Raw genomic sequence first — 14603 nt, forward strand, 5'->3', positions numbered from 1 at the left:
ACATCGTCCACCAACCACGGCGGAACCAATCCTAACGCGAGAGAAAACAGCTCTTCAGGGACCATCAGCTAACTCCTATTCAGGGCACGACCGCTCCACAGCATTCTACCCCCTACCCACTCAATCTGACGAAGAGCCTTTTGGCTTTGTCTCTAATGCGTTGTTTGGCTGTTTCAGAAAGACCCACGTCAAAGCCAAAAAGGCGGGCTAAAAACCAGAAGCCAACAATAGCAGCAACAAGCGCAAAAATTGCAACAGCAATGACAGGCAAAGCTGATTGAGCCAAATTGTCAAATTCATTTTGTAGGAAAGCTGTTGCAGAGGCAAAGGGATTGACCATTAGATGAACCTCTAAAAAAGAGGGAGGGGAATTAAAGCCCCTCCCGGGGCGAGTGGACTTACACCAAAAGACTCAGAATCCACTTGAAGCCATAGATAGCCGCAGCCAGGGCCATCAGGGCAGTAGCCACAACCGCCACGTCAGGAACAATATCCGTGGTTATGTAGCTGGCGGCAGAACTGGCACCGATACCCGCGCCAGAGGCGAAGGCAGTCGAGGCCAATACCAAGGATCCCACACCGCCATAGACGGCAACGCGAGAGGGAGTAGCCAGACTGGCAATTTTCGCAAGGGCGCGATTACGCAGGCTTGGCTGTTCTTCATCAACTACGAGGGCTTGTTCACTCATGGGAATATCTCCTGTAAGAGAGTGAGCACCAGGGGACCGCCTGGCCGGATTGAGGGGGTGACTCATCGCCTACCCCGCATGAAATTAATGATCCACTTAGCGCCAGCCGTGGCGGCGAGTAATGCCATGATGGCGGGGGCTAAGATCAAAAAGCTGGATTCTGTAAAGGTGAAAGGGACCACATACGGCACCCAAGCAGGCGAAGTGCAGGCAGCGACAATTTCGGAGCCTGTGGCTTGACCAGACAGGACATTTTGTCCGGAGGCAGATCCAGCAGTTGCGTCGGGAACTACGTAGTAGAAAGACGCAGGGCTAGAACAGGTCAGGACGTAAACGCCTGTTGAAGTTGTGGAGGCCGTGGCAGACATGAATTAATTAACCATTCGCCTGCTGAAGAGGAATAGGCTTATTAATTGGCACCACGTCATCCAAGCGGAAACTTGGATAGGAACGCCCAGAATGGCGACGTGAAGTCAGTTGAAAGCTGGCGTGATAAACACCATGAGGCAAAACATCGGCTTCGAAATCGACGTAATTGCGCAGAGTAAGGTCAGTAGGCCAGAGGTCTTTATCAAGTACGGTGAGGGACTGAATAAAGCAGTCTTCCCAAGAGCGATCCTCGTAGGAGCCAGCAGCGCGAAATTCAGGAGCCCAAGCCTGAACATCCACAACAAAACATTCACCGGAAGTAATCCGTTCATTAACTTTGTCAATCGTAATGATTTCACCAGAGGAAGCCGGCAATAAGCGCAAGTCACCACGATCAGAGGCAGCAAGTTCAATCATGCCAATGCGGGTTTTATTCTGAGTGTCCTGAAAAAGCTTCTCCCCATCCTGAAACATCACATCAAAATTGAGAGGGCCACCGCCAAAGGGAAACACAGTCACAGGCTGAATATAGCCAGTCCAAGAAGATTTTTTACTTTCGAGTTTACGGGCTTTTCCCGCTTTCCAAACAGTTTCAATTTGCATAAATCACCTATAATCATCAAGTTACTGAGAAAAAGACCAAAGAGCTAAGAGGTAGAAAAAAAGGCAGACCTCCCCCATTGGCACGAAAAAACGGCCTTAAAAAACTGCATTTAAAACAACAGGCTATAACGTCGAGTCCAACCCGTTGGAAAAGGGAGCGCTGTTAGTAGCTCCCTTTGCTAACGATTCAGGCAGCCTTGAAAACTTCCGCATGCAGACGGTCAATATTTCCGGCTTGCATTGCGTTATGCGTGGCCTCCACAAGACGCAAACGATCAGAGTTAGGATTCCATAGCCGAACCTTCACAGGATCAACAGGAACGCGAATTAAGGCCGATCCATCTTGCATCATGGCGTCAGAGACACCAGAGGCGTTTAACAGGCGGCGATGGTTATAAAAAGAGGATTTAGAAACGGTACGTTTGGCCTGGACAAAGCCAAGGGATCGAATCCGTTGATAGAAGTCGAAAGCGCGTTGAGCGCGAGCAGCGTTAGGGGCATGTTGAATGAGGGAAGATAGCAAAGTGTCGTCAGTCATGGCGGCCTCCGTGGAAAATAAATGCCTGAATTCGGCATCCCATAGATCGGGCAGGTGAAGAAGTTTTGAGAGATAGTGAACAGGAAAGTAGATAATCGGCTGTTTCTTGTTTTTTGAATGAAGCGGCGTTATGCCAATGTCATGGAGATATTTGGAAGCGTTGTCTGCAAAAACACCAGGCACTAGATCGACAAAGTGTTTAGGAAGAAGACCATATTTTACGGCGTGTCTGGAAATGGCCAGGGCGCGAATCTGTAATTCAAAACGACCCACAGAGGCGAACTCTTGGGAGAGTTCTTCAATAATTTCCGGATAGGCTTGCAGGCATTTAGGGGGATGGGCTTTGAGATCCCTACCCTTGCAGTAGATTTTACCAACACGGTAGCGGGAGCCTTTGCCCAGGTAGATGGTGCGACCAGAGGGCATGGCATCACAGGACATGGGACGGGTTTCGAGTTCTTCGGCACGTTCTTCAACACCAGCACGGCGCTGACCACGTTGAACACCCAGAACGGTGTCAATCCATACATCAAGAGCTTGGAACGTTGGGAAATCATAGTTATAGGTCACATCGACGCGGGCCAAGTACCAAAGGGAACCATCCGGCCAGGTAGTGAGGTTGAAGATAGTGCCGAAAACATAATCAACCAGGCAACGGGCTGAAAACATTAAATCATCAGAGCCAGTTACATTGTGGCCCTGGTAGAGTTTGGGGGAGGCTTCGAGGGTTACACGGCCACCGATAGAAAGAGAAAAACCATCAAACCATGACGGGATTTCCACACCGGAGCTAATGCACCAATCCACCATATCACCAGTGAAGTTAGTTTTACTGATCTTGTGTTGAAGGCCCATGAGCCAACCAATGGCATCAGAGGGGAAAAAATCACTAGGAATAGTCAGGCGGAGGGTGTCAATCATTGGAACCACCCGACTTATTGTAGATACGATTACCTATAAACGTGACAAGCAACGAAAGGGCATCAATCAGACCATGAAAGGCATCATAGGCAAACAAGGCCAGAAAGCAGCCACCGAAGGAATACCAAAAGGCGTTTTCAAGTAGGTAAACCATTTGCTGATTCATGAATGCACCCGAACCACAAGTAAAGCCAGAATCAGCGGGGACATGAAAAAGCCCAGGAAGAACCAGATCATGTTAAGTAGCCAAGGTTTTTGAGGGGCTAGATTCATGACTGGCCACCGTTACGGTGACGGCGCTGATTGATGGCAACCAACAAGAAACCAATCAGGCCAAGATCAAGGGCAGTGGCGCAAACAAACGTAAAGAAGTGGACTTGTCCAGAAGATGAGAGGTAGATCACCAGGCACCCCCTAAGCCGCCAAGCTCATCCAAAAGTTCACGCGCAGACATGGAGCGCAAAGAAAGAACATGCCGAGCATAAGCATTACGAGAAGATAATGGGGTGATATAAAAAAGGAACATCTCACGTAAAAGTAAACGGCTACGAGCGTAAATAGCAAAAACATCTTGTGCAGGACAAGTATCAAGGGGGAAAAGATCGATCTGGGGCATAGTCAGGCCCCCTCTTCCATCAGTTCGAGAGCAAAAGCTTCGACTTGCTGGCGTTGCCAGTAGTCATTTACCTGGGCATCAAAATCTTCAATCGCACGATGAAAGGCCAGGTGACGAAGGTGACGTGCAAAATATTGCAAGGCGAAGCGGCGATGTTGAGCAATGACAAAGGGATCACCACGAGTCTCAAGGTAAGGGTGCAGGCGCATTGCCTTGCAGATGCAAATGGATTTAATCAAGGGAACAGGAACACGCCAGAAAGCAGCGTAATCATCAGCATTTTTAAACTTCTTAACGGTTGATTTAATAATCATATTTGTATCTCCAGTAAAAAGGGGAATCGGTGGATTCCCAAACCGGGTCATGACCCCGGAACCGCTACAAAGAGAGTGATTAATGCTTGATGAACACCAATCAGTAGGGAGAATAGCAAGTGCTGAGTGTTTGTCAAGCAGCCGACAAAGGAATATATCTAGTACATGCAGAAAAAGGAGTACGTCATGGAAATCAGAGAATTGCTAAGCAAGGCACAAACGAACAGCGGTGCTAGTAGTCAGAGAGAACTCGCCAAAATAATGAACTTAAATAACAGTAGCCTAAGTCTGCTCGCAAGTGGCAAAGGTGAACTATCCGATGACACCTATGTCAAGTTGGCCAAGCTTGCAGGTGTTGATCCTGTTCAGGTCCTCATCGAGAAACACGCACGGAAGGCAGGACCAGAAGCGGCCCCATTGTGGAAGCAAATACAAAAGCACTTACCCAAAAGTGCGGCGGTTGCAGTAATCGCAGTATGTGCTATGCCATTGATTCCAGAAAAAGCACAGGCAGGAATGGCTTATACAAATTTGCAGGTCCCCACAATAAACATTATGCGAATCAAAATATCAAACATACACCAGCCATACACGTCTTCCATCCAGATAGACAAAAGCCTTTTGTCCAAATTGACGAGCAAGCTTGACTGCCGCTGACTCATTCATAGTAAACACCATCAGACTTTCCTCCCACCACGCATCAACACCGCAACAGGATCGTAAAAATCGATAGCCGTTTGCATCCAACAACCTGACCAAACGACGTTGTCTTATTCTGTTTTGCCATGGACTCAATGGCTCTGACTGGGGATTCCAGGCCGTAATAATTGCGGCACGCACTCCATAAGCCGGGCCACCGATATGGAGGTTAAGCTGACCGGGAATCAGATAATGACTGTTTCGGTAGACCGAATCCAAAGCATCTGCGGCGAGTTTATGAGTCTCTTGAAGGCGATAATTGGCTTTTCCCCAGAATGATGTCCCGCACGACTTGGTCCACCCGGGCTCTGGCCTCAGCGTCCGTGCCCTGGAAATGATCGACCATAATCGCAAAGACATAAGCTTCCCCTGACTTATTGCGGAGTAATCCGGCGAGCGTGACTGCATTACGTAAAGTTCCTGTCTTGGCTCTTATGGTGCCTTTTGGCAGATCAAGAAAACGATGCCTTAAGGTGCCATCTACTGCCGCAACGGGCAAAGAATCACGCCAGATCTTGCCCCAGGATTGCTGATAAGAATACGCCAATGCTGACACTAACTCTTTGGCACTAAGGCGATCTAGCCGCGATAAACCGGAACCATCCACGAGTTGAGAAGACCCATTGTTCAGTATGCCTGATTGTAGTAACCAGTTATGTAATCCCTGCATGGCAGAGGCACGACTGCCATCACCTCCTCGACGCAAATCCGCATCTCTCAGTAAAACCTCTACATGCGTATTTTCACTGACTTTGTTGGCTACTGTTATCTCTTCTGCAAGGGATGGTGACACTCTTTCGGCAAGAACCGTAGTGCCTGGATATCTGCTACGCCAAGCACCTGGAGACCTTGGGCGACGATCAACGCTGATTGTCGGTCCAACCACTATCCCCTCCTCTTCTGCAGCTTGCCGCAGGGCTAAAGCTGCAAAATAAGGTGGATCGGGTTGAGCCAACAATGCAGAAAAATTTCCAGTGTTGGCACGTACGCTACCAATAAGCTGATATTGGTTTCCGGATTGAATGAGCTGGACAGGTCGTTCTTCTCCGTGTTGACCAACGGTTTGCACCTTGTTAATGATGACATTCAGTGGATCAGGCGTAATTTTTACGGTGGCGAGTCTACCCGCCCGGCGTGCGGGAAGCAGCTCAACACTGACCATGGCGTCGTTGAACATCAATGCGCTGACCGGTGCTCCAAACCAGAAACGCTGATCATCTGCTGTCCAACCTGGTATATGGTGATCTTCTGGAAACTTTCCAGCATCCACGACCATACCGTCGGGAACATAACGAACGCCCCGTGCGTAGAGACTTTTGGCGATGCTCCGCATCGGCAGCATAGGATCACCGCGCTCGGTTTTTTTGACAAACGGAAAATGACGACTGGAAATGTCAGGATCTCCATCACCCAGCACAATCAGTGGTCCAATTACTGTGCCGGTCGATTCAACTGTTCCTAAAACCAGAGTATGTTGTCTGGCCTCCGCCCCTAATACCTGCAGAATATAGGCTGTGGTCAACAACTTGGCCGTCGATGCAGGCAATTGACTATGCGTAGCTTCCTGATTCAGCAAAAGGTGGGCATCATGAATGCTGCGCAGTGCAATACTCCAATGCTCGCCATTGGCGCTGGACTCATTATTTCCATTAGTTTCCGCCTGACTGACTCCGCACAGTCCCAGCATCCCCAAAAATAAACCCAAACTAATCATGTCTAACAACCAGTCTGATGTTTTTTCCTTCAACCCATTAAGCAACATGTCTAACGCTCCTTTTTGATTATTTTATATTGGGGATTTCTTGTCCTGATAGAGCTTGTCCGGCATCCCTATTGCCAGTAAAAGGCTGGGGATCGCGGCCACAAATGCCAAAAGAAAAAATTCGACGAATCCAACTTTTGCTGCAAGAAAACCACTAAAACCTCCTACTACGGTGGCCGCCACAGACATCAAAGCCGAACCGATGGCAAAATGGGTGGCTTGATAATTTTCCTGACAGCGTTGCATTAAAAAAACCATAAGTACAGCCGTACCCAATCCGGCTGAACCTTGTTCAAAGGCAATGGTGACGCCCACCCACCAGATAGATGGATCTGCCCAGGCCAGCCAGGCATAGGCTGGTATGGCCAGAGACTGAATTAAGGTAAGCGGAAAAAGGGCCCTTTTTAAACCCCAACGCGAAATAATGAGACCACCCAGTAATGCCCCTCCAATACCAGTCACCGTACCGACACTGCCAGTGAGAATTCCGCGCGCAATTAATCCGTAACCCAGATGGTTCAGGAAAGGGGTAACCATGGCGAACATCATGGCGTCCCCGGCTCTAAACAAGAGAATGAAGGCCAAAGCCCAAACAATGCCAGGCTGCGCCAAATAGGTTTGAAAAGCTTCACGTACTGCTGCCCAACGATGACCTTGATGTTGCGTATTGGCGGGAGGCGGCTCTGGCAGTATCCATTTATGAAAAGCAGCCAGTCCCCACATCATGAATGCAGCAGTCAAAAAACAGACTGTCCATGATATCCATCCCGCTAAAATGACGAGTGCGCCATTTCCTACGAGCATCGCCACCCGATAAGCGGCCACCCTAAGCCCGGAAAAACCTGCCTGATCAGCCGTATCAAGGGTCTGAATATAATAACCATCGACGGACATATCATGTGTTGCTGACATAAAAGCCATCAGAATAAAAATTTTTGCGGCCAGATCCAGATTAAGATGCTGTGCTGGCCATATCAGCAAGGCGGCTACAGCCCCTAAAATCAACTCCATGACTACCAGCCAGCGTTTTTTATTTCCGAATAAATCAATGACCGGACTCCAGAATAGTTTCAGATTCCAGGGCAGCCCAAAAAATGAGAGCAAGCCAATAACCTGAAGACTGGCACCAGCATAAGTAAAAAACTGCACAGAAACCTGTTGCACCAAAGAATAGGGCAGTCCTTCGGCATAGTAAGTACTGGCAATCCAGGATAGTTTTTTAAATTTTATAGCCACAGCATTTTCCATATAAAAAACCCCCGCTGGGCGGGGGTTTTAACGGGCCTGAAAAATGTCAGGCTGATTTCGGCGGAGCAATAGGCTTTTGCGCCAGTACCCAGGCAGCCAACTCTTTAGCCTGAGCCGGTGTCACGCTTTGTGCTGGCATCGGCATTCCACCCCATACACCCGATACACCGTGTTCAATGGCATGACTCAGGGTGTCAACCGCCTTGGGATTACCCTTGTATTTATAGGCAACCCAAGCAAAAGCCGGCCCAACAACCTTGGCTTCCACCTGATGACAGGCAAAACAGCCCTTGGCTTCTGCCAAGGATTTTGCTTTAGCCATCTGATCCGTATTCATAGTAGCCGCTGATGCAGCCACTTTCACAAAGTGCCCGCTCCCTCCCTGCACATCAAAACTGGATGGCGAGGTGGTAGATCCAGTGCTGTCATCACTTTGGGTAGATCCAGAACCCTGGTCACTACTCATGGCCGAACTGGTAGCAGAGCTATCACTGGGCGCGGTGGTGGACTCTTCCTTCTTGGCACAGGCAGCAGCGAGAGTTACCACGCTGGCGAGTACCAGAAGACGCATGACTGGGTTGATATTACGTACGTTCATCATAAATACGCCTCCTCCATTTTCTGGTTATGGACTACCCTTGTAACAACTTAGTCTGTAGAGGCTCCGGAGCTGTCGCTGGCAGCCGTATCCGAAGAATCGGCACTGCTGGTGTCAGCCGCAGCACTGCTGTCGGGCGCAGCTGATTCCATAGGCGCAGCGGCAGCACTGGTGTCAGTGCTGGTCGTGCTTGCCGGAGCAGCAGATTCCGTCGTGGTGGTCGCACTACTATCCGCTGCAGCAGTGGTGTCTTCTTTCTTGGCGCAGGCAGATGCCAGAGCAATGGCGCCAGCAACCAGAACAATACGGGCAATAGGTTTGATCTTAGCGATATCCAACATTTCTTTCACTCTCCTAATAGTTAATACAGGATGACAGCTTCAGTTACACATCATTTATAGCGCAAATGACCGCACCATGTTAGCACTAATTTTTCCCATGCCAAATACCGGTACCGCCCGCTGGGCGGGTAGCGAGCTCCAAGACTGGCTCGCCCGGATACTCAAAAACACTTGGTGATCGCGGTTTATTATGTATAATGATGTACTATTATATTTATATAGGAGCGACTCCAATGGAAGCAGATCCGAAAAAGCTATATGATGCATTGAAATCGCTGAAAATTCAGACAGTTCGTCAAGCTATTCGGCCGGAATGCTATCAGCGTGATATCAGTAAGGCTTTGTTCAGTTATGCTTTTGACGCTGTGCTTTATCTAGCGGCGATTACCGGCATATTGCTGATTCATCATTGGTGGGCTCAGTTGCTGCTCGGTCTGGTGGCGGGATCTGCGGTTGCCTTCATGTTTGTCTGGGCCCACGATGCCGCACATGGCGCCTTGTTCGAAAATCGGCACCTGGCCGAAGTCTTGGGCACGCTGTTCATGTTGCCTTCCTTCAACATGTATCGCCTATGGGCTTTTGGACATAATCGCGTGCATCATGGGTTTACCAGTCTGAGCCCCATTGACTGGATCTGGAAACCATTAACCCCCCAGGAATATCGCCAAAAAAGCATCTTTCAAAAATGGATATATCGTCTGGAGCGGAGCCCCTATACCTGTGCTTTGCATTATCTGCTGCGCGTATGGTGGCCCGGAATGGTGCGTTTCAAGGCAGACCAGAAAAACAGACGCGATTTTACCTTAAGTAAAATCATGACTGCACTGTTTTTCCTGGCGTTTTCGGCATTCTCCTGGTGGGCGGCAGGTCCGCTGGGTTTTATCGCAGCGGTGCTGCTCCCCTTTCTGGTTTTCAATTACTACATTGCCCTTTTTGTTTATCTGCATCACACGCATCCTGACATTCCTTTTTTTATGGAAAAAGAAGAATGGAGTCAAAGTGTTGGCCAACTATATTGCAGTACGGTCGTGCGTTGTTCAAAAATCAGCGAGATGCTTATTCATAACATCCTGATTCATGCGCCGCATCATGTAGATCCGCGTATCCCCTATTATCATCTTGAAGCAGCTTATGAAGACCTGCGCTCGGCCTATGGTATCTACCTACATGAAATGCGTTTTAGTTTTAGATCCGTGCGCCGGATATTCAGCACCTGTAAACTCTATGATTATGACGCAAAGCAATGGATGAGCTTCCGTTCCGGACGCAGCTGGATTGAACAAAAAGCCACTGAGAGGAGTGTTTCGAGAGATACCAGCGTTTATCCCGGAAAAACGGCTTATTGATTATTCGTCGTCTGCATAGACGTTCTGCTTTGCATGCAAATTATCCGTAGCGGTGTTAAGAGCCTGAAGATGCAAAATCTTCAGGAGCCGCATGACGATCGGGTAAAGAAGAACAGCAGATACTGCCAGATAGACAATGCCCGAGTACAAAGCGAAGGCACTGGCAAACAGTTTTGCGGCTGTCCCATGCAGACTGGACACCGGACCCATGCCACTGAGAATCATGCTGGCATTGAGCAGGCTGTTGATCCAATTGATTTTCCCAAGAAAATGGTAACCCAGGATACCGACCCCCAAAGAGATGGTCATAAAACCCAAACCAATGGCGGTGTAGCGGAGCTGGTGCCAAATAAACTCCGTTCGACTGCGCAGACGGATGCTTTGCAGATGAAGTGGTTTATACCTATTGGGCATTGCCATAATACCGACGGTACCAGTCCACAAATTGCTGCAATCCTGCACGCAAGGGCGTTTCCGGAGCGAAAGCGACGGCCTCCTGAAGAGCAGAGACATCCGCGTAAGTAGCCACCACATCGCCATCCTGCATGGGCAGCCATTCGATTTCTGCTTTTTTATCCAGACACTCTTCCAGCGTTTGAATAAAGTCCGTCAGGGCTACTGGTGTATGATTACCGATATTGTGTATCTGAAAAGGCGCGGCACTGGATGCCGGATCCGCAGGCCAGTTTGCCTGTGGACCGGGGATTTTCGGAACAAGACGGGTGATTCCTTCTATAATATCGTCAATATACGTAAAATCCCGCTGCATTTTTCCATGATTGAATACCGGAATTTTTTCACCGGCAAGAATTTTGCGGGTGAAGCTGAAATACGCCATGTCCGGCCTTCCCCAGGGACCATAAACGGTAAAAAAACGCAGACCCGTACAGGGAATGCCATACAGGTGCGCATAACTGTGAGCCATCAACTCCCCTGCCCGCTTGGTGGCCGCATAAAGGCTGACTGGATGATCCACCGGATCGTGAACACTGTAAGGGAGTTGACTATTAGCACCATAGACCGAACTGGAAGACGCAAAAAGCAGATGTCCGACTTTTTGTGCCCGACATCCCTCAAGGATGTGCAAGAAACCGGTCACATTACTGTCCACATAACTGTGTGGAGCCTGCAATGAATAACGCACACCAGCCTGAGCGGCCAGATGGATTACCACATCAAAATGCGGTCCCGCAAAAAGTGTTTCCATAGCGGAGCGATCTGCCAGATCGATTTTTTTAAACTGAAAAGCTGGATGACCTTCCAGTTGCGCGAGACGATCTTTTTTGAGGTTAGGATCATAATAATCGTTAAGATTATCAATCCCCTGCACAATCCATCCATCGGCCAGCAAACGCCGCGCCAGGTGAAACCCAATGAATCCGGCAACGCCGGTGATAAGTACCCGCGTTTCCATTATTGGTCCCGTTCAGCCAGCCAGTCGATGTATCGTTCCACTCCCTGTTCTACAGAGAGAAAGGTTTTGCTATAACCGGCAGCGCGTAATTGGTGAATATCTGCCTGTGTGAAACTTTGATATTTACCATGCAGTGCTTCTGGCATGCTGATATAGCGAATGGTTTGAGATTTTTGCAGGCCGGGTAAATCGTGAGTTTCCTCACCGGCCATGCGCCGCATACTGTTGACTACGGTGACAGCCACATCATTGAAGCTTTGAGCCTGCCCTGTACCCACGTTATAAATACCGCTGCGTGGATGATCCAGAAAGTGCATATTGACGGACACCACGTCATCTACGTGAATAAAATCTCGCCGTTGCTCACCATCCGCATAACCGGCACTACCTGCGAACAGGTGCACGTGCCCATCCAGCCGATATTGCCTGTAAAAATGCATAGCCACAGAAGCCATACGGCCCTTATGAAACTCCCGGGGACCATAGACATTGAAGTAGCGAAATCCATGTACCGGGGCTTTCAACTCATTCCACATACGCCGTAAATACTGGTCAAACTGAAACTTGCTGAAACCATAAATATTCAGGGGGGATTCGGCCTGGCGTTCTTCCGTAAAACTCCCGGTCATACCGTAAACAGAAGCACTGGAAGCATACAGAAAAGGAACATTATGCCGTTGACACCAATGCAATAGAGCCTTGCTGAAAGCATAATTGTTTTCCATGACATAACGCCCATCCGTGGCCATGGTATCAGAACAGGCGCCTTCATGGAAAACGGCTTCAACGCCTTGCAGCTGATCTCTCTCAATCAACTCCAGAAGACGCTCAGCTTCCATGTAGTCGGCAATTTCCAGATCGGTGAGGTTAAGAAACTTGTCAGCGCGAGTCAGGTGGTCGACCACGAGAATGTCTGAAATACCCTGTTGATTCAGTGAATGAACAATATTGGCGCCGATGAATCCAGCTCCGCCCGTGACAATATACATGCGCGATTCTCCTTTTCCGGTTATGATAACAGAAAGTGGGCAGCTGCCGAACATAAGCCCATATCCCTTTCGGGGAGTGAAAATACTCAGTCGACCCTACCTATGAAAACCACGCAAGCGCCATGACCAGAATCTGGCGTGTTTGCTGAGGAGACCTATGCACGATCAGGGACTGCTAATCATCATCTTGCTACTCGCTACAGGCGTGATCCTGGTGGGGGTGCTGCGCTTTTTGCAGTTGCCCGCAGTATTTGCTTATCTGCTGACCGGAGTCATTCTCGGACCGCATGCTCTTGCGGTGGTGCCCGATCTGGCCAGCACCCGTCAACTGGCAGCATTTGGTGTGGTGTTTCTGATGTTCAGCATTGGGCTGGAATTCAGTCTTTCACAATTCATGAGCATGCGACGACTGATTTTTGGTATGGGCGCTGCCCAGGTTTTGCTTACCAGTGTTATTTTTGTGGGTATTGCTCTGATTATTCCGCTTTCCTGGAAAACCGGCGTGATTCTCGGGGGCATTCTGGCCATGTCATCTACGGCCATGGTAATCCGTGCCCTGGCCGAGAAAATGGAAATGCAGTCCCGTCATGGCCGCATAGCGGTCAGTGTGTTGCTGTTTCAGGATTTGGCCGTGGTTCCCCTGCTGATTCTGATTCCGGCACTGGCAGGGTCCGCCAAAGAGCTTCCTCATGATCTTGCCATGGCCGGTCTGAAAGCGGTGGTGGTGTTATTGGTGTTGCTGGTCATTGGCCGGCCGATAATGCGGCCCTGGTTCCAGTTGATTGCCAACCGCAAATCTACTGAGCTGTTCATGCTCAATGTGTTACTGGTGACCCTGGCGCTGGCGTGGATTACGGAACAGGCCGGGCTTTCTTTGGCTTTGGGCGCATTTGTAGCGGGCATGCTGATTTCCGAAACCGCCTATCGCTATCAGGTGGAAGCTGATATTGCGCCCTTTCGCGATATTCTCCTGGGGCTGTTTTTTGTCACCATCGGGATGTTGGTGGATTTGCCCGCCTGGTGGGCGAATATTGCCTGGGTGCTCATCGTTTTATTGCTGATTGTGTTTCTAAAAGGCTTTCTGGTGTGGGGGCTGAGCCGATTATTCGGTTATGAACCCGGAGTGGCATTACGCTCTGCCATTGTCCTTGCACAAGCGGGAGAATTTGGTTTTGTATTGCTGGCACTGGCCAATCAATACCAATTGTTACCCGCGCATGTGTTGCAGCCGGTGTTGGGCGGTATGTTGTTATCCATGATGTTGGCACCCATTCTGGTAGAACGTAATGGCTGGATTGCGCGCAAATTGGTGGGAAGTTACCGCAATCATCGCGATCAGCAACTCACTGAAATACGCGCCGCTGATCTCAAGGCCCACGTGGTGCTTTGTGGATATGGCCGGGTTGGTCAAAGTGTAGGCCGGGTACTTGAAGAAGAAGCTATTCCTTTTATTGCCCTGGATCTGGATCCGGTGCGGGTCCGTCAAGCGCAGTCGGCGGGCGAGTCCATATTTTATGGGGATGCCAGTCGGCGTGACGTTTTGCAGGCGGCGGGGATTTTCTCGGCGCGGGCGGTGGTGATCACCTATGCCAATGTCGCGTCCAGTCAGCGGGTTCTTTCCATAATCAAGGAGTTGAGACCAGAATTACCGGTGGTGGTCCGTGCTCATGACGACAGCCAACTGGAAAAACTGGAAGCCGCCGGAGCCGATGAAGTGGTGCCGGAGGTAAACGAAGGGGCTTTGATGCTCGCCTCTCAGACCTTATTACTCATCGGTTTCCCCATCAGCACCGTATTACGTCGGGTCCGACGTTTTCGTCAGGAGCGCTACCAGTTCTTCCGGGGTGCGTTCTGGGGCGGTTCTGAACCCGGCGAAGATCAGGCTTCGGCGCGACTGGCTTCTATTCCTTTGGGTGAAACCGCTTTTGGCTTGCGCCTTAGCCTTCGCGAGCTGAATTTGACCAGTTTTGGCGTGTCTGTGGTGGCCGTGCGGCGGCACGGTATTCGCGGGCGTGATCCGGCTCCGGATACCGTATTGAAATCTGGAGATGTACTGGTTTTATTTGGTAGCCCCGCAGCACTGACCAAAGCCGAACTATATGTTCTTGAGGGTAACACTGCACAGGAAACTGCAGTCAGCGCATAAGTTTTCAAGC

Annotated in this window: 18 protein-coding genes; 3 read left to right on the forward strand and 15 right to left on the reverse strand. The window is 49.7% G+C overall.

Annotated features, from left to right (window positions below):
- Positions 1 to 112 precede the first annotated feature (112 nt).
- The 7 genes from H7F08_RS06780 to H7F08_RS06810 all read right to left on the reverse strand — a co-directional run bounded on the left by H7F08_RS06780 (position 113) and on the right by H7F08_RS06810 (position 4050).
- Complete coding sequence (locus H7F08_RS06780; RefSeq protein ID WP_193640175.1) at positions 113 to 340, reverse strand: hypothetical protein; 228 nt, start codon at positions 338 to 340, stop codon at positions 113 to 115.
- 58 nt (positions 341 to 398) lie between these two features.
- Entirely contained in the window at positions 399 to 689 is a 291-nt protein-coding gene (locus H7F08_RS06785) for a major capsid protein (protein WP_193640176.1), read from the reverse strand.
- A 375-nt stretch (positions 690 to 1064) separates the two neighbouring features.
- Entirely contained in the window at positions 1065 to 1661 is a 597-nt protein-coding gene (locus H7F08_RS06790; RefSeq protein ID WP_193640177.1) for a hypothetical protein, read from the reverse strand.
- 187 nt (positions 1662 to 1848) lie between these two features.
- Positions 1849 to 3120, reverse strand: coding sequence for a phage/plasmid replication protein, II/X family (locus H7F08_RS06795; protein WP_193640178.1), 1272 nt, complete (start codon positions 3118 to 3120; stop codon positions 1849 to 1851).
- A complete protein-coding gene (locus H7F08_RS06800) occupies positions 3113 to 3286 on the reverse strand; it encodes a hypothetical protein (protein ID WP_193640179.1) in 174 nt (57 codons plus the stop codon). The genes H7F08_RS06795 and H7F08_RS06800 overlap by 8 nt, the downstream gene beginning before the upstream one ends.
- Before the next feature lie 234 nt (positions 3287 to 3520).
- A complete protein-coding gene (locus tag H7F08_RS06805) occupies positions 3521 to 3736 on the reverse strand; it encodes a hypothetical protein (RefSeq protein ID WP_193640180.1) in 216 nt (71 codons plus the stop codon).
- Between the two features lie 2 nt (positions 3737 to 3738).
- Positions 3739 to 4050: a hypothetical protein gene (locus H7F08_RS06810; protein WP_193640181.1), complete on the reverse strand. Its 312-nt coding sequence runs from the start codon at positions 4048 to 4050 to the stop codon at positions 3739 to 3741.
- 186 nt (positions 4051 to 4236) lie between these two features.
- Between H7F08_RS06810 and H7F08_RS06815 the strand changes: the two genes are divergently transcribed.
- Positions 4237 to 4707 (forward strand): helix-turn-helix domain-containing protein, encoded by a 471-nt coding sequence (locus H7F08_RS06815; RefSeq protein ID WP_193640182.1) that lies wholly within the window; start codon positions 4237 to 4239, stop codon positions 4705 to 4707.
- On the opposite strand, the gene H7F08_RS15880 is transcribed toward H7F08_RS06815, so the two are convergent.
- From H7F08_RS15880 to H7F08_RS06840, 5 genes are all read right to left on the reverse strand, one after another.
- Entirely contained in the window at positions 4621 to 4890 is a 270-nt protein-coding gene (locus H7F08_RS15880; protein WP_077273104.1) for a DUF3293 domain-containing protein, read from the reverse strand. The two genes, H7F08_RS06815 and H7F08_RS15880, sit on opposite strands and share 87 nt — an antisense overlap.
- A 94-nt stretch (positions 4891 to 4984) precedes the next feature.
- The gene (gene dacB, locus H7F08_RS06825) at positions 4985 to 6511 is read right to left on the reverse strand and encodes a D-alanyl-D-alanine carboxypeptidase/D-alanyl-D-alanine-endopeptidase (RefSeq protein WP_193640183.1); all 1527 of its coding nucleotides are present in this window, start codon (positions 6509 to 6511) and stop codon (positions 4985 to 4987) included.
- Positions 6512 to 6535: 24 nt separating this feature from the next.
- Positions 6536 to 7747, reverse strand: coding sequence for an MFS transporter (locus H7F08_RS06830; RefSeq protein WP_235180042.1), 1212 nt, complete (start codon positions 7745 to 7747; stop codon positions 6536 to 6538).
- Between the two features lie 58 nt (positions 7748 to 7805).
- Positions 7806 to 8360, reverse strand: coding sequence for a c-type cytochrome (locus H7F08_RS15455; protein WP_010642850.1), 555 nt, complete (start codon positions 8358 to 8360; stop codon positions 7806 to 7808).
- Between the two features lie 47 nt (positions 8361 to 8407).
- Positions 8408 to 8698, reverse strand: coding sequence for a hypothetical protein (locus H7F08_RS06840; RefSeq protein WP_010642852.1), 291 nt, complete (start codon positions 8696 to 8698; stop codon positions 8408 to 8410).
- Between the two features lie 233 nt (positions 8699 to 8931).
- Between H7F08_RS06840 and H7F08_RS06845 the strand changes: the two genes are divergently transcribed.
- Entirely contained in the window at positions 8932 to 10044 is a 1113-nt protein-coding gene (locus tag H7F08_RS06845) for a fatty acid desaturase (RefSeq protein ID WP_193640184.1), read from the forward strand.
- Here H7F08_RS06845 and H7F08_RS06850 read toward each other — a convergent pair whose 3' ends face one another.
- The 3 genes from H7F08_RS06850 to rfaD are packed head-to-tail and all read right to left on the reverse strand — an operon-like array spanning position 10045 to position 12447.
- Positions 10045 to 10458: a hypothetical protein gene (locus tag H7F08_RS06850; protein ID WP_075323599.1), complete on the reverse strand. Its 414-nt coding sequence runs from the start codon at positions 10456 to 10458 to the stop codon at positions 10045 to 10047.
- Positions 10448 to 11458 (reverse strand): NAD-dependent epimerase, encoded by a 1011-nt coding sequence (locus H7F08_RS06855; protein ID WP_193640185.1) that lies wholly within the window; start codon positions 11456 to 11458, stop codon positions 10448 to 10450. Before H7F08_RS06855 ends, H7F08_RS06850 begins: the two co-directional genes overlap by 11 nt.
- Positions 11458 to 12447, reverse strand: coding sequence for an ADP-glyceromanno-heptose 6-epimerase (rfaD, locus tag H7F08_RS06860; protein WP_193640186.1), 990 nt, complete (start codon positions 12445 to 12447; stop codon positions 11458 to 11460). The genes H7F08_RS06855 and rfaD overlap by 1 nt, the downstream gene beginning before the upstream one ends.
- Positions 12448 to 12604: 157 nt before the next feature.
- Here rfaD and H7F08_RS06865 point away from each other — a divergent pair, with 157 nt between their 5' ends.
- On the forward strand, positions 12605 to 14593 hold the full coding sequence (locus H7F08_RS06865) for a cation:proton antiporter (RefSeq protein ID WP_193640187.1): 1989 nt from the start codon (positions 12605 to 12607) through the stop codon (positions 14591 to 14593).
- The last annotated feature ends 10 nt before the right edge of the window (positions 14594 to 14603 follow it).

The sequence above is a fragment of the Acidithiobacillus sp. HP-11 genome (assembly GCF_015100075.1).
In the GTDB taxonomy this organism is placed as follows: domain Bacteria; phylum Pseudomonadota; class Gammaproteobacteria; order Acidithiobacillales; family Acidithiobacillaceae; genus Acidithiobacillus; species Acidithiobacillus thiooxidans.